Source organism: Streptomyces sp. ICBB 8177, assembly GCF_003144095.1.
In the GTDB taxonomy this organism is placed as follows: Bacteria; Actinomycetota; Actinomycetes; order Streptomycetales; family Streptomycetaceae; genus Streptantibioticus_D.
The window spans coordinates 30,075-50,012 of record NZ_NSKH01000002.1 but is presented as its reverse complement, the minus strand read 5'-3'; the positions used below and the strand labels follow the sequence as shown (position 1 = coordinate 50,012).

22 protein-coding genes are annotated in these 19,938 nt (G+C 73.2%); 12 read left to right on the top strand and 10 right to left on the bottom strand.

Annotation, left to right across the window (positions count from 1 at the left end; all coding sequences use genetic code 11):
* Window positions 1-106: 106 nt before the first annotated feature.
* The 6 genes from CK485_RS00495 (at window position 107) to lnt (ending at window position 6,557) form a co-directional block, all read left to right on the top strand.
* Entirely contained in the window at window positions 107-1,255 is a 1,149-nt protein-coding gene (locus CK485_RS00495; RefSeq protein WP_109445657.1) for an ABC transporter substrate-binding protein, read from the top strand.
* Window positions 1,255-2,115 (top strand): ABC transporter permease subunit, encoded by an 861-nt coding sequence (locus tag CK485_RS00490; protein WP_109446499.1) that lies wholly within the window; start codon window positions 1,255-1,257, stop codon window positions 2,113-2,115. Before CK485_RS00495 ends, CK485_RS00490 begins: the two co-directional genes overlap by 1 nt.
* Window positions 2,103-2,975 (top strand): ABC transporter permease subunit, encoded by an 873-nt coding sequence (locus CK485_RS00485; RefSeq protein ID WP_109445655.1) that lies wholly within the window; start codon window positions 2,103-2,105, stop codon window positions 2,973-2,975. The genes CK485_RS00490 and CK485_RS00485 overlap by 13 nt, the downstream gene beginning before the upstream one ends.
* The gene (locus CK485_RS00480) at window positions 2,972-4,078 is read left to right on the top strand and encodes an ABC transporter ATP-binding protein (RefSeq protein WP_109445653.1); all 1,107 of its coding nucleotides are present in this window, start codon (window positions 2,972-2,974) and stop codon (window positions 4,076-4,078) included. The genes CK485_RS00485 and CK485_RS00480 overlap by 4 nt, the downstream gene beginning before the upstream one ends.
* Window positions 4,075-4,764, top strand: coding sequence for an HAD family phosphatase (locus CK485_RS00475; protein WP_109445651.1), 690 nt, complete (start codon window positions 4,075-4,077; stop codon window positions 4,762-4,764). Before CK485_RS00480 ends, CK485_RS00475 begins: the two co-directional genes overlap by 4 nt.
* A 284-nt stretch (window positions 4,765-5,048) precedes the next feature.
* Window positions 5,049-6,557: an apolipoprotein N-acyltransferase gene (gene lnt / locus CK485_RS00470; protein WP_241968084.1), complete on the top strand. Its 1,509-nt coding sequence runs from the start codon at window positions 5,049-5,051 to the stop codon at window positions 6,555-6,557.
* A 37-nt stretch (window positions 6,558-6,594) separates the two neighbouring features.
* Here the strand turns inward: lnt and CK485_RS00465 are convergent, their stop codons facing one another.
* Window positions 6,595-7,494: a Gfo/Idh/MocA family oxidoreductase gene (locus CK485_RS00465; RefSeq protein ID WP_109445649.1), complete on the bottom strand. Its 900-nt coding sequence runs from the start codon at window positions 7,492-7,494 to the stop codon at window positions 6,595-6,597.
* Between the two features lie 176 nt (window positions 7,495-7,670).
* Between CK485_RS00465 and CK485_RS00460 the strand changes: the two genes are divergently transcribed.
* Together CK485_RS00460 and CK485_RS00455 are read left to right on the top strand one after the other, a co-directional pair.
* A complete protein-coding gene (locus CK485_RS00460) occupies window positions 7,671-8,183 on the top strand; it encodes a DinB family protein (RefSeq protein ID WP_109446495.1) in 513 nt (170 codons plus the stop codon).
* Between the two features lie 107 nt (window positions 8,184-8,290).
* Window positions 8,291-8,827, top strand: a complete 537-nt coding sequence (locus CK485_RS00455; RefSeq protein ID WP_158288139.1) for a hypothetical protein — start codon at window positions 8,291-8,293, stop codon at window positions 8,825-8,827.
* Window positions 8,828-8,831: 4 nt separating this feature from the next.
* Here the strand turns inward: CK485_RS00455 and CK485_RS00450 are convergent, their stop codons facing one another.
* The 6 genes from CK485_RS00450 to CK485_RS00425 form a co-directional block, all read right to left on the bottom strand.
* Window positions 8,832-9,308: a hypothetical protein gene (locus CK485_RS00450; protein WP_109445645.1), complete on the bottom strand. Its 477-nt coding sequence runs from the start codon at window positions 9,306-9,308 to the stop codon at window positions 8,832-8,834.
* Window positions 9,309-9,559: 251 nt separating this feature from the next.
* Window positions 9,560-10,240 carry a uracil-DNA glycosylase gene (locus CK485_RS00445; RefSeq protein WP_241968039.1) on the bottom strand — a complete coding sequence of 227 codons (681 nt, stop codon included), beginning with the start codon at window positions 10,238-10,240 and terminating at the stop codon, window positions 9,560-9,562.
* A 152-nt stretch (window positions 10,241-10,392) separates the two neighbouring features.
* Window positions 10,393-11,148 (bottom strand): SDR family oxidoreductase, encoded by a 756-nt coding sequence (locus CK485_RS00440; protein ID WP_109445643.1) that lies wholly within the window; start codon window positions 11,146-11,148, stop codon window positions 10,393-10,395.
* A 27-nt stretch (window positions 11,149-11,175) separates the two neighbouring features.
* A complete protein-coding gene (fabG, locus tag CK485_RS00435) occupies window positions 11,176-11,952 on the bottom strand; it encodes a 3-oxoacyl-ACP reductase FabG (protein WP_109445641.1) in 777 nt (258 codons plus the stop codon).
* A 115-nt stretch (window positions 11,953-12,067) separates the two neighbouring features.
* Window positions 12,068-12,451 carry a DUF3037 domain-containing protein gene (locus CK485_RS00430; protein WP_109445639.1) on the bottom strand — a complete coding sequence of 128 codons (384 nt, stop codon included), beginning with the start codon at window positions 12,449-12,451 and terminating at the stop codon, window positions 12,068-12,070.
* Window positions 12,448-13,314: a HipA family kinase gene (locus CK485_RS00425; protein ID WP_199239184.1), complete on the bottom strand. Its 867-nt coding sequence runs from the start codon at window positions 13,312-13,314 to the stop codon at window positions 12,448-12,450. Before CK485_RS00425 ends, CK485_RS00430 begins: the two co-directional genes overlap by 4 nt.
* Window positions 13,315-13,502: 188 nt before the next feature.
* Here CK485_RS00425 and CK485_RS00420 point away from each other — a divergent pair, with 188 nt between their 5' ends.
* Window positions 13,503-14,000, top strand: a complete 498-nt coding sequence (locus tag CK485_RS00420) for a Rieske (2Fe-2S) protein (RefSeq protein WP_109445635.1) — start codon at window positions 13,503-13,505, stop codon at window positions 13,998-14,000.
* A 67-nt stretch (window positions 14,001-14,067) separates the two neighbouring features.
* Here CK485_RS00420 and CK485_RS00415 read toward each other — a convergent pair whose 3' ends face one another.
* Window positions 14,068-14,982 (bottom strand): LysR family transcriptional regulator, encoded by a 915-nt coding sequence (locus CK485_RS00415; protein ID WP_109445633.1) that lies wholly within the window; start codon window positions 14,980-14,982, stop codon window positions 14,068-14,070.
* A 73-nt stretch (window positions 14,983-15,055) separates the two neighbouring features.
* Here CK485_RS00415 and CK485_RS00410 point away from each other — a divergent pair, with 73 nt between their 5' ends.
* Window positions 15,056-16,063: a DMT family transporter gene (locus tag CK485_RS00410; protein WP_109445632.1), complete on the top strand. Its 1,008-nt coding sequence runs from the start codon at window positions 15,056-15,058 to the stop codon at window positions 16,061-16,063.
* Between the two features lie 27 nt (window positions 16,064-16,090).
* Here the strand turns inward: CK485_RS00410 and CK485_RS00405 are convergent, their stop codons facing one another.
* Window positions 16,091-17,422: an aminotransferase class I/II-fold pyridoxal phosphate-dependent enzyme gene (locus tag CK485_RS00405; protein ID WP_109445630.1), complete on the bottom strand. Its 1,332-nt coding sequence runs from the start codon at window positions 17,420-17,422 to the stop codon at window positions 16,091-16,093.
* 49 nt (window positions 17,423-17,471) lie between these two features.
* Between CK485_RS00405 and CK485_RS00400 the strand changes: the two genes are divergently transcribed.
* The gene (locus CK485_RS00400) at window positions 17,472-18,161 is read left to right on the top strand and encodes a pyridoxamine 5'-phosphate oxidase family protein (protein WP_109445628.1); all 690 of its coding nucleotides are present in this window, start codon (window positions 17,472-17,474) and stop codon (window positions 18,159-18,161) included.
* A 25-nt stretch (window positions 18,162-18,186) separates the two neighbouring features.
* Entirely contained in the window at window positions 18,187-18,834 is a 648-nt protein-coding gene (locus tag CK485_RS00395) for an FMN-binding negative transcriptional regulator (RefSeq protein WP_109445626.1), read from the top strand.
* A 58-nt stretch (window positions 18,835-18,892) separates the two neighbouring features.
* Here CK485_RS00395 and CK485_RS00390 read toward each other — a convergent pair whose 3' ends face one another.
* A complete protein-coding gene (locus tag CK485_RS00390) occupies window positions 18,893-19,852 on the bottom strand; it encodes an EamA family transporter (protein WP_241968038.1) in 960 nt (319 codons plus the stop codon).
* Window positions 19,853-19,938 lie beyond the last annotated feature (86 nt).

The window sequence follows — 19,938 nt, the reverse complement described above, 5'->3', positions numbered from 1 at the left end:
CCTATTCGTCACCCGCGTCGTCCGTACTTGTCACCAGCCGAAGTTGGAGTTGTACAGCCAACCTTGGGAAAACCCTCAGCTCCTCACCACCCCCAGGAGATCCCCCGTGATCGTGTCCCGTCCCCGGGTCATAGGCGTCGCCGGCATCCTCGCCGTCTCGGCGCTCACGCTCAGCGCCTGCGGCGCCGCGCCCACCACGAGCACGTCGGCGAACGGCAAGAGCGCCGCGAACGCCACCTCCGCCGCCCAGTTCGGCGGCATGAACGCTCTGATCGCCGCGGCCAGGAAGGAGGGCACGCTCAACGCCATCGCGCTGCCCCGCGACTGGGCCAACTACGGTGCGGTCATCGACGGGTTCACCAAGAAGTACGGCATCAAGGTCCAGGACGAGAACCCCGAGGGATCGAGCCAGGACGAGATCAACGCGATCACCAGCAGAAAGGGCCAGAACAGAGCCCCGGACGTGGTGGACCTGGGCAGTTCCTTCGCGATCAGCGGGGCCCAGCAGGGTCTGTTCGCGCCGTACAAGGTCGCGGAGTTCGGCTCGATCCCGACGGTGCAGAAGGACGCGAACGGCGACTGGTACAACGACTACGGCGGCTACATCTCCATCGGCTGCGACGCCAAGCGCATCAAGGTCTGCCCGAAGAACTTCTCCGATCTGCTCAAGCCCGAGTACAAGAACGACGTGGCGCTCAACGGCGACCCGACCAAGGCGGGTGCGGCCTTCGGCGCGGTGTACGCCGCGGCACTGGCCAACGGCGGCTCGTTCGACAACATCCAGCCCGGCATCGACTTCTTCGCGAAGCTGAAGAAGGCGGGCAACTTCAACCCGGTGCAGGCGACCCCGGCGACCATCCAGAAGGGCGAGACCCCGATCACGGTCGACTGGGACTACCTCAACGCCGGTTACGCCGACCAGTTCAAGGGCAAGGGCGTCGACTGGCAGGTCAACATCCCGACCGACGGCACCTACGCGCAGTACTACTCGCAGGCCATCAACGCGGACGCCCCGCACCCGGCCGCCGCGCGGCTGTGGGAGGAGTACCTCTACAGCGCCGAGGGCCAGAACCTCTTCCTCGCCGGCTACGCCCGCCCGGCGCTGATGGACGCCATGCAGGAGAACGGCTCCCTCAACGTCCAGGCCGCAGGCAAGCTCCCGCCGGTCAGCGGCACCCCGGCGTTCCCGAGCACGGACCAGCAGAACAAGGCCAAGCAGGTCGTCACCGAGAAGTGGGCGCAGGCCGTTTCGTGATGACTCCCAAGCTCACCACGCGGTCGGGCGGCGGCTTCCTGGCCGCCGTCCCGCTGCTGCTGTTCATGGCGGTGGCCTTCGGGCTGCCCGCCGTGGCCATCCTGACCGGCGCGTTTACCACGAGTGCCAACGCGCCGGGCGGCGTCCACGCGACGCTCGCCAACCTCACCGACTCGGTGCACGGCGCCTACCTGACGGCGCTGCTCGGCAGCGTGAAGCTGTCGGCCCTGTCCGCCCTGATCGCCACCGTCCTCGGCGTGCCGCTGGCGCAGGCCGTGGTGACCTCGCGGCGGCAGGGCCTGCGCGACGCGGTGATGTCCGCCTCGGGCGTGCTGGCCAACTTCGGTGGCGTCCCGCTGGCGTTCGCCTTCGTCGCCACCCTCGGCAACGCCGGTGTGCTCACCACCCATCTGGGCCTCGCCGACCACGGCTGGAGCCTGTACAGCTTCTGGGGCCTGGTACTGGTCTACCTGTACTTCCTGCTGCCGCTGATGGTGCTGACCATCGCGCCGGCGCTGGAAGGGCTGCGGGCCGGCTGGCGGGAAGCCGCGCAGAACAACGGCGCGACCACGCTGAGGTACTGGCTGCACGTGGCGCTGCCGGTGCTCGCGCCGTCGCTGCTCGGCGGCTACGTGCTGCTGTTCGGCAGCGCCTTCGCCGCCTACGCGACCGCCGCCGCGATGGTCGGCGCCTCCGTCCCGCTGGTCACGTTGCAGATCGCCAACGCGCTGTCGGGCAACGTGCTGGTGGGGCAGGGCAACGTGGCGCTCGCCCTGAGCCTGGACATGGTGGTGGTCGCCGGACTGGTGATGGCCGTCTACATCCCGTTGCAGCGAAGGAGCGCCCGATGGCTCGACTGACCTCCCGCTCCCCCCGCTGGTGGCGGGGGGTGGTGGGCGTGCTGGCCGGTCTGTACTTCGTGGTGCCGATGGCCGCCTCGATCCTGTTCACCGTCAACGTGCCGGGGCAGGGGTTCTCGCTGTCCGCGTACACCGGGATCCTGAGCGCCTCCGGGTTCGGTCAGAGCCTGCTGCTCAGCCTGGAGCTGGCGGCGGCCACCATCGTGGTGGTGCTCGGGCTGCTGGTGCCCGCCGTTCTCGCGGTGCGGCTGTCGGCGCCGAGGCTTCGGCCGGTGCTGGAGATCGTGTGCTCGCTACCGCTGGTCATCCCCTCGGTGGCGCTGGTCGCCGGGTACAGCAACGTCCTGCAGTGGGGCCCGCAGTACCTGTCGCGCACCCCGCTGTTCGAGACGTTCGTGGCGGCGCAGGACCCGGGCTTCCCGGTGGTGCTGGTGCTCGGCTACTCGGTGATGGCGCTGCCGCTGGCGTACCGCGCGCTGGACGCGGGCATGCGGGCGGTGAACGTGCGCACCCTGATGGAGGCGGCGCGCAGCTGCGGCGCGAGCCGTTGGCGCGCGGTGTTCCAGGCGGTGCTGCCCAACCTGCGTGGCGCGCTGCTGAACGCGGCGTTCCTCACCCTCGCGCTGGTGCTCGGCGAGTACACCATGGGCAACCTGCTGGGATTTCGCACCTTCGCGGTGTGGATCGTCGCCGTCGGCGGCGAGCAGGCCCAGCTGTCGGTCGCCGTCTCGGTGCTGAGCCTGCTGATCACCTGGGCGCTGCTGCTGGTGCTCGCCTTCGCGGGCCGCGCCCGTTCCCGTACCCCCCGCCGGAGCGCCGCGTCGGCCGCCCCGGCGCTCATTCCGCAGGAGTCGGCATGACCGTCGAGTTCCGTTCGCTGCACAAGGCGTTCGGCGCCACCAAGGCGCTGGACGGTCTGGACCTGACCGCTCACCAGGGCGAGTTGCTGGCCCTGCTGGGGCCGTCCGGCTGCGGCAAGACAACCGCCCTGCGGATGCTCGCGGGGTTCGAGCACCCGGACTCCGGCCAGATCCTGGTGGACGGCGAGGACATCAGCGGCGTCCCGGCGCACCGCCGGGACGCGGGAATGGTCTTCCAGTCCTACAGCCTCTTCCCGCACCTGTCGGCCGCGGAGAACGTGGCGTTCGGCTTGCGCATGCGCAAGGTGGGCACCGCCGAACGCCGCAAGCGGGCCGCGGAGTTGCTGTCGCTGGTCGGTCTGCCGCAGCACGCGGACCGCTACCCGCACCAGATGTCCGGCGGCCAGCAGCAGCGGGTGGCGCTCGCCCGCGCGCTGGCGATGCGGCCGAAGGTCCTGCTGCTGGACGAGCCGCTGTCCGCGCTGGACGCCAAGGTGCGGGTGACACTGCGCGAGGAGATCCGCAGGCTCCAGCAGGAGTTGCGGATCACCACGGTGTTCGTCACCCACGACCAGGAGGAGGCGCTGTCCACCGCCGACCGGGTCGCCGTGATGCGCGACGGGCGGCTGGAGCAGTGCGCCTCCCCCGCCGAGCTGTACGACAACCCGGCGACCGCGTTCGTCGCCGAGTTCGTCGGCACGATGAACCGGCTGCCGGGCCGCGCGGCGGGCGACGGCACGGTGGAGGTGCTGGGGCAGCGTCTGCCGGTGCGCGGCGCGCCGGTGGCCGGGACGGTGGACGTGCTGGTGCGGCCGGAGGCCATCGAGGTCGTGGCCGACGAGCACGGCGCGGCACGGATCATGGCCACCGCGTTCCACGGCGCCGTGACGCGGGTGACGGTCGCGCTGCCGGACGGCACGTCCGTCAAGGTCGACGTCTCCAGCCACCGGGCGGGCGGCCTGGCCGCCGGCGCCGCGGCCACGGTGCGGCTGCCGGAGCGCCCGGTCCTGGTGGACCCGGTCGTGGGCGGCGCCGGTTCCGCCTCGGCGGCGTTCGCCGGGAGCGTCTGCGGTCAGGGCGCGGAAGGCGGACTGGCCGGATGACGCGGGACGCGGTCGGCCCGGGGGCGGGGGACCTGCAGGCGGTGCTGTTCGACATGGACGGCACCTTGGTGGACACCGAGGGCGTGTGGTGGCAGGCGGTCGCGGAGACCGCCGCGCGCCTCGGCCACGAACTCGGCGAGGCGGACGTGCCCGAGGTGCTCGGCCGGCCGGTGGCGCACAGCGCCCGGCATCTGGCCGCGGTGACCGGCACGGACGCCGGGCTGTCCGAGCTGGAGCGGGCGTTGGACGAGCGCTTCGCCGAGCTGGTGGCCCGCGACGTGCGCCCCCGACCCGGCGCGGTCCGGCTGCTGGACGCGCTGGGCGCCGAGGGGGTCACCACCGCGCTGGTCTCCGCCTCGCCGCGGCGCGTGGTGGACCTGGTGCTGGACGTCCTCGGGCCCGGGCGGTTCGCGCTGTCGGTGTCCGCGGACGACACGCCGCGCAGCAAGCCGGCGCCGGATCCCTACCTGGCGGCGGCACGGCTGCTCGGCGCCGACCCGCGTCGCTGCGTCGCGGTGGAGGACACCCCGACCGGGGTCGCCTCCGCGCAGGCGGCCGGGTGCCCGGTGCTGGTGGTGCCCTCGCTGGTGCCGATCGATCAGGCGCCGGGCCGTACCGTGCTGACCAGCCTGGAGCACGCCGGTCCGCGGCTGCTGCGTTCCCTGGTGGGGGCACCGGCGGTCTGAGCCGCCGCGGCGGCCCGGACCGCCTGGATCCACGGTGCCGTGGGGCCCCGGCGAACTGGTCGCCGGGGCCCCACGGCCCTTCCGTACGCGCCCCCGGAGGCGAAGACTGAGGAGGTCCGGCGTTGGGGCGGTCCGGCCGGCGGATCTGGTTGCCACCCCTGTGACCCGGGGAGGCTGCTGACGTGTCCACTCTTGTGAAGCTGACCCGTCCCCGGACCTGGTCGCCGTCGGCGCGGCGCAGGCAGGGCATGCGGCCGCCGGTCCGGTCTTCCGGTCACCGACGGATGTCCCTGGCCTCGCCGTGGTGGCGCGGGCTGGTCGCCGCCGTCAGCGGCGCGCTGCCCTTCCTGACCTTTCCCACGCCCGACCTGTGGTGGTTCGCCTACGTAGCGCTGGTGCCGCTGCTGCTGCTGATCCGGTCGGCGCCGACCGCGCGGCGCGCGGTGCTGGACGGCTGGCTGGGCGGCTTCGGCTTCCTGTTCGCCGTGCACCACTGGCTGCTGCCGAGCCTGAACGTGTTCATCGTGGTGCTGGCCGCGCTGCTGGGCCTGCTGTGGGCGCCCTGGGGCTGGCTGGTGTGGCGGGTGCTGGGCGGCGCCCCCGGACGCGGCGCGCTGCTCGCCGCGCTGGTGCTGGTGCCGTCCGGGTGGCTGATGGCTGAGCTGGTGCGCTCCTGGCAGTACCTCGGCGGCCCCTGGGGACTGCTCGGGGCCAGCCAGTGGGAGGTGCCGCCCGCGCTGCGGCTGGCCTCGGTGGGCGGGGTCTGGCTGCTGAGCTTCCTGGTGGTGGCGGTCAACACCGCGGTCGCCGAGCTGGTCTTCTCCCGCGCCGCCCGGCTGCTGGCGGCCGGGGCGCTGGCGCTGGTCGCGGCCGGTGTGACGGCGGCGTGGTTCTGGGTGCCTGCGCCGCCGCGCACCGGGAGCGTGCGGGTCGCGGTGGTGCAGCCCGGCGTCATCAACGGCCCGATGGACCGCTTCGACCGCAGCGCGCAACTGACCGCGCGGCTCGCCGGGAGCCGTCCCGACCTGGTGGTGTGGGGCGAGAGCAGCGTCGGCTTCGACCTGTCCGCCCGGCCGGACCTCACGGCGCGACTGGCCGCGCTGTCCCGGCAGGTCGGAGCGGACGTGCTGGTCAACGTGGACGCCCAGCGGGCCGACGGCAAGGGCATCTACAAGACGTCGGTGCTCATCGGTCCGAACGGCCCGACGGGGCCGACGTACGACAAGATGCGGCTGGTGCCGTTCGGCGAGTACATCCCGTTCCGCTCGGTACTGGGCTGGGCCACGAAGGTGGGCAAGGCCGCCGCCGTCAACCGGCACCGCGGCACCCGTCAGGTGCTGATGAACGTCGGCAAGGTGCGGATCGGCCCGCTGATCTGCTTCGAGACCGCCTTCCCCGACATGACCCGCCACCTGGCGGACATGGGCGCGCAGGTCCTGGTGGCACAGTCCTCGACCTCGACGTTCCAGGACACCTGGGCCCCGGCGCAGCACGCCTCACTCGCGGCGCTGCGTGCGGCGGAGACCTGGCGGCCGATGGTGCACGCCACCCTCACCGGTGAGAGCGCGGTGTTCGACGCGAGCGGCCGGCAGGTCGGCCCCCGCATGGGCACGAACACCAGCGGCGAGCACCTGTACACCGTCCCGCTCTCCGGCGGCCGCAGTCCCTACGACCGCCTCGGCGCCTGGGTGCCGCAGCTGGCGGTGGGATCGCTGGCGGTGGCCGCGGTCTACGAGGGCACCCTGCGGACGCGCGCACGCCGCGGCAACGGGACGGCGCGCAGGGCGGGTTGAGGCCGCACCGGCACCACGCCGGGGCGGTCGCCGTCCCTCAACCCGCCTGCCGCTCCACCTCGTTGACGATCCGCTCGCACAACGCGTGGGTGGCCACGGCGTCCTCGGCGTCGACGACCTCGCCTGAGCGCACGGCGTCGAGGAAGGCGAGGGTGATCTGCTCGATGCCGCGCTGCCGGGCGACCGGTACCCAGTCGCCGCGCCTGCGCAGCGTCGGCTGCCCCTTGTGGTCGACGACGTCGGCGAGGTTGAGGACCTGCCGCTTGGTGTCGGCGCCCATCACCTCAAGGACCTCCTCGGTGGAACCGCTCACGCGGTTCATGATGCCGATGGCGGTGAAGCCCTCGCCGGACAGCTGGAGCACGACGTGCTGGAGCAGCCCGTCGCGCGACCTGCCGGTCACCTCCACGCGGTCGACGGTCCCCGGCGCGAGGAAGCGCAGCGTGTCGACGACGTGGATGAAGTCGTCGTAGACGAAGGTGCGGGCCCGCTCGGCCTGCCCGACGCGGTTCTTCTGCAGCACGATCAGGTCGCGCGGGTGGTCCAGGCACTGCGCGTACCCGGGCGCGTGGCGGCGGTTGAAGCCGGTCATCAGGCTGACCCCGCGCCGCCGCGCGAGGCCGGCGATCCGCTCCGCCTCCTCGACGTGGTACGCGAGCGGTTTGTCGACGTACGCGGCGACCCCCGCCTCGATCAGCCGTTCGGCGATCTCGGGATGCGTCTCGGTGGGCGCGTGCACGAAGGCGGCGTCGAGGTCCTGGGCGAGCAGTTCGTCGAGGCCGGCGTGCCGGTGCGTGATGCGGTGGGCGTCGCCGACGGCGTCGAGCGTGCTGCGGGTGCGGGTGTGCAGGTGCAGCTCGATCCCGGGCTGCGCGGTGAGGACGGGCAGGTACGCCTTCCGCGCGATGTCCCCGAGCCCGATGACCCCGACCCTCAACGTGCCGTTCCCGGATGCCACTGAACGCTCTCCCCTGCGTGCCGGTGTGCTCGTATGCCCAGGTCAGCATACGGCGGGCGGTGCGGCGCGGCGTGCGCCGGGCGGGGCGGCGGCTCGGAGGGCTCCGGGGGAAATCCCCTGGCGGGCGGCGGTCCGGGCCCCCGATGATGGCCGCCATGACGACCCCGCACCTCCACCGCACGGACCCGCCGACCACCGCCGACGAACGCACCACGCTGGAGTCCTGGCTGGACTTCCACCGGGACACCCTGGCCCTCAAGTGCGAGGGCCTGTCGGCGGACCAGCTGCGCACCGCCTCCACCCCGCCGTCCGGGCTGACGCTGCTGGGGCTGGTGCGGCACCTGACGGACGTGGAGCGGGCCTGGTTCCGGCGCAGGCTGGGCGCCCAGGACATCCCGCCGCTGTACTACACCGACGCCGACCCCGACGCGGACCTGCGCGTCGGCGGGGACACCCACCCCGAGGAGACGTTCGCCGTCTGGCGCGCGGAGATCGACCGAGCCCGCGAGGTGGCCGCGACCCGCTCGCTGGACGACACGGGCCTGAGCCGCAATGGCGTCCCGGTGTCGCTGCGCTGGGTCTACCTTCACATGATCGAGGAGTACGCCCGGCACAACGGCCACGCCGACCTGATCCGGGAGCGCATCGACGGCGCGACGGGGGAATGAGCGCGGGGGCACGAATGGGGGCGGCGCGCGCCCGAACACCTCATCACACCAAAGATCACCCTTGCGGGGAATGTCCAACAAGCGCTTTATGCGGCAGAGTTGATGAGGTGCGCCGACTCCCCGCGATGGTGGTGCTGGCGGCGGCCTCCGCCTCGGTTCTGACCGGGTGTGTGAGTGTCTCCCACGCGCCGGCTTCGTCCTCCTCCCGTTCCCGTCCACCCGCGACGCCGCCCCTGCCGTCGTCCATGCCCATGCTGGAGCAGCAACCGGCCCGCGAGACGGTGACCACGACCCGCCCCGGCGGCCCCGCGCCGACCGCGCCCGCCGCCGCCGACCGGTCGCGCTCCGGCGGGTCACCGGAGGCGGCGGACCGGCCCGGGGGCGTCGCGGCGCCACGCGCTCCGGCGGCACAGCCGGTCGCCGGAGCGCCCGCCCGCGAGGAGTGGCACCGCTCCCCCGGTGACGCCCGCCGCCCGCAGTCGCACGGCAGGCGTCATCGCAGCGGTGGTGAAGGCGGCGGCGAGCGCGTAGCACCACGAGCTCCCGCGGGCGGCGCCGACGTCTGCGCGCTGGGCGAGGCGTACGGGCACTGGGCGCCGGACAGCCCCGCGGCCCGCATCTGCCACCAGGCCTACGGCAGGTGAGGCCCTACGGGAGGTGACCGGGCTCCGCGCCGGGGCCGCCGCCGGTCACCGCGAGACGCAGGTCGAGCCGGGAGATGGCCGCTCGGATTCCGTCACCGTAGGCGTCATCCCCCAGCGCGTCCGCGCAGGCCAGCGCCCGGTCGAGGTGGGCGCGGGCCAGCGCCGGCTCGTCGAGCCGGTGGTAGTCGGCGGCCAGGTTCAGGTGCAGCGACGGGTAGAAACCGCGTATCGACAGCTCCTCCTCACCCCAGGTCACCCGGTCCTGTTCGACGGCCTCGGCGGCGCGCAGGGCCCGCAGGTCCCAGTCGAGCTCGTCCTCCGGGTCGTCCTGGGTGTCCGCCATGTAGTGCGCGAGCGTGCAGCGGTGCAGCGGGGAGCCGTGCTCGCCCAGCTCCTGCCACAGCGCGGCGAAGCGGTCTCTGGCCTCCTCCCGGTCGCCCGCGTGCGCCAGCATGATCACCTGGCCGATGCGGGTGGTCATCGGATCCTCGCCATGCCCCGCGCGGGCCGGCCCGCCCGGCTCTCCCGTCCCCGTCATGGCAGCGCCTCCCTGATCGCGCGGTGGCCCGGCGGCCCCTGACCCGATGTCCGCTTCCGACAGTAACCGCCAGGTCCGGCAATCCCCGGTCGGCGATCCCGCGATGTACGCCGGATCGCCGACCGGGCGGTGACCGGGTGGCGGCCTGGTGGCGGTCCGGTCCGGGTGCCCGCGCGGGCGGCACCCGCCCCGCGTCACGCGTTCAGGTTCGGGATGCGCCAGTCGACCGGCTCGTGGCCCTGCGCGGCGATCGCCTCGTTGATCTGGGTGAACGGACGGCTGCCGAGGAAGAGCTTGGCGGACAGCGGCGAGGGGTGGGCGCCCTGGATGACGGCGTGCCGTTCGGTGTCGATCAGCGGCAGCTTCTTCTTGGCGTAGTTGCCCCACAGCACGAACACCGCCGGGTCGGGCCGGTCGGCGACCGCCCTGATCACCGCGTCGGTGAACTTCTCCCAGCCCTTGCCCTTGTGGGAGTTGGCCTCGCCCTCACGCACCGTCAGTACCGCGTTGAGCAGCAGCACACCCTGCCGGGCCCACGGCATCAGGTAGCCGTTGTCCGGCACGGGGTAGCCGAACTCGGCGTTCATCTCCTTGAAGACGTTGCGCAGCGAGGGCGGCGTGCGCACCCCGGGCCGCACCGAGAAGCACATGCCGTGCGCCTGGCCCTCGCCGTGGTACGGATCCTGGCCGAGGACGAGCACCTTCACCCGGTCGTACGGCGTGGCCTCCAGCGCGGCGAAGACCTCCTCGCGCGGTGGAAAGACCTTGTGCTCGACGCGCTCCTTCTCCACGAACTCGGTCAGTTCCTGGAAATAGGGCTTCTCCAGTTCCTCGCCGAGCACGGCCTGCCAGGACGCGGGCAGCATGTTGGGCACGTCGACAACCTCCGGTACGTGATCCGTCGTTCACCCCAGAACGTACCGGCACCCACTGACACTCCTGCCCCGACCCGGCGCGCGCGATGGGGCGCGGTGCCGGCGGGCACCGCGCCCCATCGCGCGCGTACGCACCTGGTCCGGGGCCCGGGTCAGGCGACCCCGGCGTGCAGGAACAGCCCGCCGTCGACCACCAGCGTCTGCCCGGTGATCCAGCCCGCCTGGTCGGAGAGCAGGAACGCGGCGGCGCCGCCGATGTCCTCCGGCACGCCGAGCCGCTTCAGCGGATAACCGGCCGCCGCCTCCTCCTCACGCCCTTCGTAGAGCGCGGCGGCGAACCTGGTCTTCACCACCGCCGGGGCGATGGCGTTGACGCGTACGCCGGGCGCGAACTCGGAGGCGAGCTGGAGCGTGAGGTTGACCATCGCGGCCTTGCTGATGCCGTAGGCGCCGATGAAGGGCGAGGGCGCGAGTCCGGCGATGGACGCGATGTTGACGATGGCGCCGCCGTTCTCCTTCTGCCAGGCCCGGTAGGTCTGCTGGGCGAAGCCGAGCGCGGAGATGACGTTGGTCTCGAAGACCTTGCGGGCCACGTTCAGGTCGAGTTCGGCGATCGGGCCGAAGACCGGGTTGGTGCCCGCGTTGTTGGCGAGGAAGTCGACCCGGCCGAACGCCTCCATGGTGCGCTCGACGGCCTCGGCCTGGTGGGGCTCGTGATGGGCCTTGCCTGCAACGCCGATGGCCCGGTCGGCGCCGAGGCGTTCGACGGCCTCCTTGAGCGCGTCCTCGTTGCGGCCGGTGATGCAGACCCGGTCGCCGCGGGCGACGAGTGCCTGCGCTATGCCGAAGCCGATGCCGCGGCTGGCGCCGGTGACGATCGCGACGCGACCGCTGTCGGGGGTGGTCATGAGTGGGGCCTTTCGGTCGCGTCGGCGTCAGTTGAGCGGGCCACCGGCCACGTACAGCACCTGGCCGGAGACGAACCCGGCCTGGTCGCCGGTGAAGAAGGCGATGGCGTTGGCGATGTCCTCGGGCTGCCCGACCCGCTGGACCGGGATCTGGGTGGCGGCGGCGGCCTGGAACTCCTCGAAGTCCATCTTGACGCGGGCGGCGGTGGCGGCCGTCATGTCGGTGACGATGAAGCCGGGGGCGACCGCGTTGGCGGTGACGCCGAACTTGCCCAGCTCGATGGCGAGCGTCTTGGTCAGGCCCTGCAGGCCCGCCTTGGCGGTGGAGTAGTTGGCCTGGCCGCGGTTGCCGAGCGCGGAGCTGGACGAGAGGTTGACGATGCGGCCGAACTTCGCCTCGACCATGTGCTTCTGGACCGCCCGCGCCATCAGGAACGCACCGCGCAGGTGCACGTTCATCACGGTGTCCCAGTCCGAGGCGGACATCTTGAACAGCAGGTTGTCGCGGAGCACGCCCGCGTTGTTGACCAGGATGGTCGGTGCGCCGAGTTCGGCTGCGACCCGCTCGACGGCGGCGCCCACCTGTTCCTCGTCCGAGACGTCCGCGCCGACCGCGAGCGCCCGGCCCCCGGCCGCGGTGATCTTCTCGACGGTGTCCTTGCAGGCCGCCTCGTCGAGGTCGAGCACGGCGACCGCGCGGCCCTCGGCGGCGAGCCGGATCGCGGTGGCGGCGCCGATGCCGCGCGCGGCGCCGGTGACGATGGCGACCCGCTGCTCGGCGGTGGGCTGCTCGGTGGTGGACATCTGCTCTCCTCGCCCTCGGATGCGGTCACCGTATGAGCGACCGCTTAGTACGTCCAGCATGCGAAACCGTAGGAGCGTAGTGACCCAGTGTCAACGTCCCCGCGCCCGATGTGGCTCACCGCACGAGCAGGTCCAGCAGTCTTTCGGCCTCGGCGGCCGGGTCCGCGGTCAGGCCGGTGTGGATCGGGCCCGGCTGGACGACCGTACTGCGCGGCGCGGTCAGCCACCGGAAGCGCCGCCCCGGGTCGTCCCCCGCCGCCTGCCCCGCCGTCTCCCCGCCTGCGCAGACGCACTCCACGGCACGCAGCGCGGCCCGCACCGCCTCGACGTCGGCGGCCGGATCCAGGCAGCGCAGCCGCGCCTCGTCGAGGTGGATGCGGGCGGCGACGTAGGACCGGGCGCGGCAGTAGACCAGCACGCCCGCGTTGATCATCTCGCCGCGCTCCACCCGGGGCACGACGCGCACCACCGCGTACTCGAAGACGTCACCGCGGCTCATCGCGCACCCCCGTCTCCGGCGCCCTCGGCACCCTTCGCCTGCGCCGACTTGCCCGTCACCCAGACCTTCAGCCACTCCGGAGGCGCGTCGGCCCTGCGGGGCGGGGCGGTCAGCGTGACGCGTTCGTGGACGGTGACGGCGCGGTCGGCGAGCACGTCCACATAGGCGCGGCGCACGTCGTCGGGGCCGTCGAAGCCGGGCTCGTCCAGCAGCCACTCGTCGGGGACCAGCGCGACGGCCTCCGCCAGCAGTTCCCGGGTGACGCGCGGCGCCAGCTCGGCGGCGGCGTCGGCCACCGCGGCGGGCGTGACGAAGCGGGCCAGCGCGTGGTCGGTGGCGTCGTAGGGCCTCGGGGCCGAACCGCGCGCGCCGGGCCAGTTGTGGTGCCAGATCAGCGCGGCGCCGTGGTCGATCAGCCACAACTCGCGGTGCCAGACCAGCATGTTGGGATTGCGCCACGACCGGTCCACGTTGTTGGTCAGCGCGTCGAACCAGATGATCCGGCCCGCCTCGGCCGCCTCGACGCCGAACGCCAGCGGGTCGAAGCCGACCGAACCGGGCAGGAAGTCCATGCCGAGGTTGAGGCCGCCACTGGCCTTGAGGAGGTCCTGCACCTCGGCGTCCGGCTCGCCGAGGGCGATCACCGGATCGAACTGCAGGCGCACGAGGTCGGGCACCCGAAGGTCCAGCCGGCGGGCGAGTTCACCGCAGACGATCTCGGCGATCAGCGCCTTGCGGCCCTGCGCGGCACCGGTGAACTTCGCGACGTACGTGCCCAGGTCGTCGGCCTCGACGAGCCCGGGAACCGATCCGCCCTCGCGCAACGGCGTCACGTAGCGGATCGCGATCACTTCAGGGAGCATCCGCCCAGGCTACTTGGGGTGCGGCCGGGGCGCGCACCGCGTTTCCGCCGGGTGCGGCGCGGCGGATCCCACACGGCGTTGAACACACCGGGGGCCGGCCGCGTATCAGGGGGCGGCGTGTCACCCACCACGCTGCCGGGCGGCGAACCCCCCACGCCGCCCGGCCCCTCTCGCGGAAGGACTCACACATGGAGCACATCCCGGGCACACCGGTCACCACGAGCCGCCGCACCCTGGTCGCGGCGGCGGGAGCGACCGGCCTCGCCGCCGTGCTGGCCGCCTGCGGCGGTTCGAAGGGCAACGGCGCCGACAGCTCCCCGTCCACGTCCGGTGACACCTCCGGTGGTGCCTCGGGCGGCATGTCCGGCGGATCGTCCGGGACGAGCGGTGGTGCCTCCGGCGCCACCCTGGCGAAGACCTCCGACATCCCGGAGGGCGGCGGCAGGATCTTCGCGGACCAGCGGGTCGTGGTGACCCAGCCCACGGCCGGGCAGTTCAAGGGCTTCTCCGCCGTCTGCACCCATCAGCAGTGCACCGTCTCGGAGGTCAAGGACGGCACGATCAACTGCCCCTGCCACGGCAGCAAGTTCCACATCGCCGACGGCAGTGTGGCCAACGGCCCCGCCACCCAGCCACTGCCCGCCGCGAACATCACCGTGACGAACGGCGCGGTGAAGCTCGGCTGACGACTCCTCAGCTGAGACTGAAGGAGAAAAAACAACTCCCGCCGACACACGCTGAATTGACGAGGCGTCACGTCCCCGCAGCCACCAGCTCCTGCCCTGCGCGTCCCAGCGCCCGTACCGCTGCGCGGATGGAGGGTCTGCGGTCGGCGTCGGTGCGCCAGGCCGCGTACACGTGCCGGTGCATGGTGTCGCGCACCGGCACGACGCGCACCCCGTCGGGCACGGGGCCGCGCCCCAGCCGGGGGCTGACCGCCACCCCGAGCCCCGCCTCGACGAGTGCCATCTGCGTGGGATGTTCGTCCGCCGCGTGGGACACCCGGGGCTCGACGCCCTTCCCACGGAGGGTGAACAGCAGCCATTCGCAGCAGAACTGCCCCTGCGGCCAGGCGATCCAGTCGTCGTCCGCCAGCTCCTCCAGGTCCACCCACGCGCGCCCGGCCACCGGGTGGTCCACCGGCACCACCACGTCCACCCGGTCGTCCAGCAGCGGGGCCTTGGCGAGGCCGTCCGGCAGCGGGAGCGGTTTGTTGTACCAGTCGAGGACGACGGCCAGGTCGACGTCCCCTCGCATCACCCGGGGAATCGCCTCGCCCGGCTCCATCTCCTGGAGGTACGGGCGCAGTTGGGGGTGGTCGCCGCGCAAGGTGGCGAGCGCGCGGGGCAGCAGTCCGCGCGCCGCGGTCGGGAAGGCGCCGATGGTCAGCGTGCCGACCGCGGCGCCGCGATGCGCCTCCAGGTCGGCGTGGGCCAACTCGACCATCGACAGGATGCGTTCGGCGTGCCCCGACAGCAGGCGCCCGGCGTCGGTCAGCCGCACCCCGCGCCCGTTCTTCACCAGCAGCTGCTGACCGGTCTCCCGCTCCAGCTTTCCCATCTGCTGCGAGATCGCGGACGTGGTGACGTGGAGGATGTCCGCCGCGGCGCTGACCGAGCCGTGGGCGTCGATGGCATGCAGGATGCGCAGGCGGTCGAGGTTCAACATGTAAGCGATACTACGCTGATACCGCAACGAAAACTCGCTTGTTCTAAGATGTCCAGGGCGTCAGGCTGAGGCCATGACCGCCCCAGCCCGCCCTGCTGCCTCTGGCCCAGCCCGCTCCGCCGTCCCCTCCCCGGCGACCGCGCCCGCCTCCGTGTCCTCGTCCGCACCCGGACCCGGGCCCGCTCCCCGGCGCCGCCGGATGATCGACTGGCGGATCCGCTTCGCCGCACTCTCGCTCATCTGGGGCTTCAGTTTCCTGTTCATCAAGGTCGGTACCGAGGCGTTCGCCCCGCTCCAGGTCACCCTGGGCCGGATGGTGTTCGGCACGGCGGTGCTCGGCGCGGTGCTGGTCGCCCGGCGCGAGCGGCTGCCGCGCGGCGGGAGGGTGTGGGGGCGGCTGACGGTCGCCGCGTTCCTGCTGAACGCGCTGCCGTTCTCGCTGTTCGCGTACTCCGAGCTGACCATCCCCTCCACCGTGGCCGGGATCTGCAACGCGACGACCCCGCTGTTCAGCATGGCGCTGTCGCTGGTGGCGCTCTCCGAGGACCGGCCGACACGGCGGCGGTTCGCCGGGGTGGCGATCGGCTTCGCCGGAGTGCTGACCGTGCTGGGCGTCTGGCAGGGGTTCTCCGGCCAGGACCCGGTCGGCACCGGCCTGGCCCTGACCGCCGGGCTCAGCTACGCGGTCGGCTGGATCTACGTACGCCGCACCCTCGCCGGCACGGGCGGCTCCAGCCTGTCGTTGTCCACCGGGCAGCTGCTCGCCGGCACCGTTCAACTCGCCGTCGTCACGCCGTTGTTCACCTCCCTGCCGCACTCGTTCCCGCTCCCCTCGGTGCTGTCGGTGGTGGCCCTGGGCGCGCTGGGCACCGGCTTCGCCTTCCTCACCCAGTACGGCCTGGTCCAGGAGGCCGGTCCGACGATCGCCACGATGGTCACGTATCTGATCCCGGTCATCGCGACCGCGGCCGGCGCCCTGCTGCTGCACGAGCGGCTGACCTGGAACGAGCCGGTCGGCGCCGTGGTGATCCTGGTCGGCGCGGCGCTCACCCAGACCCGCGCCCGGCCCCGTCAGCCGTAGCGCACCGGCGCCACCAGCGCTCGGCCGTCACCCGTAGCGCCCTGCCGCCACCGGTCGCGTCGCCCTCGCGACGGCGTCCGCGAGCGGGTCGATGTCGGCGGGGGTCAGGGGTGAGACGGTGATCCTGATGCCGGGGGCGGACGCCAGCCGGAACCGGGCGCCGGGCGCGACCGCCCAGCCGCCGTGCAGCAGCCCGGTGACCGCCGCCGTCTCGTCCGGCACCGGGACCCACACGTTCATCCCGCTGCGCCCGAAGGCGTCCACCCCGCGCTCCCGCAACGCCGCCACCAGCGCGTCACGCCGCTCGGCGTAGGCGGCCGCCACCGCCTTCGGGTCGACCGCGCCGGTGCGCCACAGGTGGACCACGGCGTGCTGGAGGAGGTGGCTGACCCAGCCGGGCCCGAGGCGGTGCCGCCCGCGGATGCGGTCGACGGTGAGCGGGTCGCCGGTGAGCACCGCGAGCCGCAGGTCGGGGCCGTAGGCCTTGGCGGTGGAGCGGACCAGCATCCAGTGCGGCGTGCTGCCCGCCAGCGGGTGCAACGGCTCGTCGACCAGTCCGTGCACGTGGTCGTCGTCGATGACCAGCACCTCGGGGTGGACCGCCAGCACCTCCCGCAGCTCGCGGGCACGCTCCGGGCCGATCAGCGCGCCGGTCGGGTTCTGTCCGCGGTCGGTGACGACCAGTGCCCGCGCGCCCTGCCCGAGCGCCCGGCGCACGTCCTGTGGCAGCGGCCCGTCGTCGTCCACCCGGACCGGCACGGCGCGCATGCCGAGCGCGGGCACGATGTCGAAGACGCTGCCCCAGCCCGGGTCCTCGACGGCCACCGCGTCGCCGGGGCGCAGGTGCGCGACGAGCGCGCGCTCGATGGCGTCCAGCGATCCCGAGGTGACCGCGATCGGCCCGTCGGGCACGCCGTCCGCGTCGAAGGCGGCACGGGCCAGTTCGCGCAGCTCGGGCAGTTCCGCCGAAGCGCCGTAGAGCGCGGGGTCGGCGGCGTGCCGTCGCGCGGCGGAGGCGAGCGCGTCGCCGAGCGGGGGGAGCAGCGCGGCGTCGGGGTTGCCGGTGGTCAGGTCGCGCGCGCCGGGCGGCACCGGGACGCGCGGCTCGTCGCGCGCGGTCGTGGCGGGCCTGGCCCGCACCCGGCTGCCGCGCCGGCCCGCGGTCTCGATGACGCCCCGGTCGCGCAGCAGGCGGTAGGCGGCGGCCACGGTGTTGGGGTTGACGGCGAGTCGCGCGGCGAGTTCCCGCAGCGGCGGCAGCGCGTCGCCGGGGCGCAGCGCGCCCGCGCCGACCGCCCGTTCGACGTCGGCCGCGATCTCCGTAGCGCGCCGACCAGTGATCCGATACTCTCCTAGCACAAAAGACATTATGCACTAGTTCAAAGTGGCGAAGTTGAGGAGAAGACGCATGTCCCAGGCCACCCAGGATCCGGCCGCCTCCGGCTCGACCGGCGCCTACCCGGCGACCGACCGCACGGTCCCGACCCGTTCGCGGGAACGAGCCTCGTGGGACCGGGAGTTGGTGCACTCCGTCCTCGACGAGGGCTACCTGTGCCACCTGGGCTTCGTCCGCGACGGCGCGCCCGTCGTGCTCCCCACGCTGTACGGCCGGGTGGGTGAGCGGCTCTACGTGCACGGCTCGACCGGCTCCCGTCCGCTGCGCGGCGCCGGGGCGGACGAGGGGCTGCCGGTGTGCCTGACGGTGACGCTGGTCGACGGGCTGGTGCTGGCCAGGTCCGCGTTCCACCACTCGGTCAACTACCGCTCGGTGGTGGTGCACGGCACGGCCCATCAGGTCACCGACCCCGACGAGCGTGCTCTAGCGCTGGACGCCATCGTCGAGCACGTCGTCCCCGGCCGGGCCGACGACTCGCGGCGCGCCGACGCCAGGGAGCTGGCCGCGACCGCGGTGATCCGCCTCGACCTGGAGGAGGTCTCGGCGAAGGTCCGCACCGGCGGCCCCAGTGACGAGCCCGAGGACGTCGCGCTGCCGCACTGGAGCGGTGTGCTGCCCGTGCGGCACTCCTACGGCACTCCGGTGCCCGCCGACGACCTCGACCCCGCGATCGCCGTGCCCGGCTACCTCGGCGAGCGCTGACAGCCCGACCCGAACGGAACGCACCATGCTGATCCACCCCTGGGACGCCGCGACCGAGGAGGGCGAGTGGCAGGACTGGCTCGCCGCCCACGACTTCGGGCAGCTCGCCGTCAACGGGCTGCCGGGTGAACCGCCGCACGTCCTGCCGCTGCACTTCGCCTACGACCACGAGCGCCGCGAGGTGGTCACCCACCTCGCCCGCCCCAACCCGGTCTGGGCGGCGCTGAAGGCGGACCCGCACGTCACGTTGAGCGTCGTGGACGACTACGTCTTCGTCCCCGGCCCCTGGCACGCGCCGGACGGCGTCCCGCCCGAGCACGGCACGCCCACCAGCTTCTACGCCGCGGTCCAACTCCGGTGCGTGGCGCATGTGGTGGACGATCCGCAGGCCAAGGCGGAGCTGCTGCACCGCCAGTTGGCGCACTTCCAGCCCGAGGGCGACTACGCGCCGGTGGCGCCCGGCCAGGAGCCGTTCGGCCGCATGCTGCCGGGCATCCGGGGCGTGCTGCTCGACGTCGTGGAAGTGCGGGCCAAGTTCAAGTACGGCGGCAACAAGCCGCGTTCCATGCAGTTGTCCGACGCCGAGCGGCTGGCCGAACGCGGCGGACCGCGCGACGCCGAGGCCCGCGCCCACCAACTGCGCAGGCTCGCCGCCCGGGACGCGAACGACTGACGCACGCCGGACAGCCGGGCTGTGCGTGCCTCGCAGCACGCACAGTCCGGCTCAGGCCTTACGCGGACGCCTCCGCCCGGCGCGCCCCCATCGCGATCCGGGTCTCCGCGACCGCGAGCGTGGTGACCGCGCCGACCAGGACCGCCATCCCCAAGCCCATCGAGACGGTCAGCCGCTCACCGAGCAGCGCGACCGCGATCGCGGCGGCGGCGACCGGCTCTATCAGCGACACCACCGACACGGTCGAGGCCCGCACGACCGTCAGCCCGGCGAAGAACAGCGCGTAGGCGAGCGCGGTGGGCACCGTCGTCAGGTAGCCCAGCAACTCCAGCGTCCGGCCCGTGTCGTGGACGCCGCGCCACAGGCCCTGCCACAGCGCGATCGGCAGCAGGCAGACCGCGCCGACGCCGAACGACCACAGCGTCGTCTCCAGCGGGTCGCCGCCCGCAGCGTCCTGCCCCCGGCGGCGCGAGTACAGCGTGATGCAGGCGTACGCGGCGGCCGACAGCAGCGCCAGCGCGACGCCTGCGGGCCGCACGGCGCCGTGGCCGCCCCCGCCCGCGCCTCCGAGGACCAGCACCACCAGCCCGGTGAGCGCGCCGAGCACGCACACCGTTCCGGCGCGGCCGAGCCGCTCCCCCATCAGCAGCCGCCCGCCGAGGGCGACCAGGACGGGGCTCGCGCCCATGGTGACGACGGTGCCGACGGCCAGGCCGGTGGCCTGCACGCCGGCGAAGTAGGCGCTCTGGAAGACCGTCAGACCGACGCCGGTGACCAGGATGTCCCGGGCCGGGCGACGGCGCCTCGGTGCGGCCGGCCTGGTGCGGCGCCGGTGCGCCTGGACCGGCAGCAGCAGCGCGAGCCCGCCGACGTAGCGCCAGAAGGACAGAGTGATCGGGCCGATGCCGCTGTCGCGGTAGAGCAGGGACGCCGCCGCACCGGCGGTCCCCCAGGCGGTCGCGGCGAACGCGACGTACAGCAGTCCCCGCCCGACGGGCAGGGTGGAGTGCGTGGACACGGATGTTCTCCAACGGAAGGTCTCGGGTGGTCGCGTGATCCGTGTGCGGACAGCGACGACCCGCCCGGCCACCGGCCGGGCGTGAT

Coding starts and splice junctions, on each gene's coding strand:
- CK485_RS00490 (WP_109446499.1), top strand. CDS start 1,255: ATGACTCCCAAGCTCACCACGCGGTCGGGCGGCGGCTTCCTGGCCGCC.
- CK485_RS00485 (WP_109445655.1), top strand. CDS start 2,103: ATGGCTCGACTGACCTCCCGCTCCCCCCGCTGGTGGCGGGGGGTGGTG.
- CK485_RS00480 (WP_109445653.1), top strand. CDS start 2,972: ATGACCGTCGAGTTCCGTTCGCTGCACAAGGCGTTCGGCGCCACCAAG.
- CK485_RS00475 (WP_109445651.1), top strand. CDS start 4,075: ATGACGCGGGACGCGGTCGGCCCGGGGGCGGGGGACCTGCAGGCGGTG.
- lnt (WP_241968084.1), top strand. CDS start 5,049: ATGTCCCTGGCCTCGCCGTGGTGGCGCGGGCTGGTCGCCGCCGTCAGC.
- CK485_RS00460 (WP_109446495.1), top strand. CDS start 7,671: ATGACGACCCCGCACCTCCACCGCACGGACCCGCCGACCACCGCCGAC.
- CK485_RS00450 (WP_109445645.1), bottom strand. CDS start 9,308: ATGACCACCCGCATCGGCCAGGTGATCATGCTGGCGCACGCGGGCGAC.
- CK485_RS00440 (WP_109445643.1), bottom strand. CDS start 11,148: ATGACCACCCCCGACAGCGGTCGCGTCGCGATCGTCACCGGCGCCAGC.
- fabG (WP_109445641.1), bottom strand. CDS start 11,952: ATGTCCACCACCGAGCAGCCCACCGCCGAGCAGCGGGTCGCCATCGTC.
- CK485_RS00430 (WP_109445639.1), bottom strand. CDS start 12,451: ATGAGCCGCGGTGACGTCTTCGAGTACGCGGTGGTGCGCGTCGTGCCC.
- CK485_RS00425 (WP_199239184.1), bottom strand. CDS start 13,314: ATGCTCCCTGAAGTGATCGCGATCCGCTACGTGACGCCGTTGCGCGAG.
- CK485_RS00420 (WP_109445635.1), top strand. CDS start 13,503: ATGGAGCACATCCCGGGCACACCGGTCACCACGAGCCGCCGCACCCTG.
- CK485_RS00415 (WP_109445633.1), bottom strand. CDS start 14,982: ATGTTGAACCTCGACCGCCTGCGCATCCTGCATGCCATCGACGCCCAC.
- CK485_RS00410 (WP_109445632.1), top strand. CDS start 15,056: ATGACCGCCCCAGCCCGCCCTGCTGCCTCTGGCCCAGCCCGCTCCGCC.
- CK485_RS00400 (WP_109445628.1), top strand. CDS start 17,472: ATGTCCCAGGCCACCCAGGATCCGGCCGCCTCCGGCTCGACCGGCGCC.
- CK485_RS00395 (WP_109445626.1), top strand. CDS start 18,187: ATGCTGATCCACCCCTGGGACGCCGCGACCGAGGAGGGCGAGTGGCAG.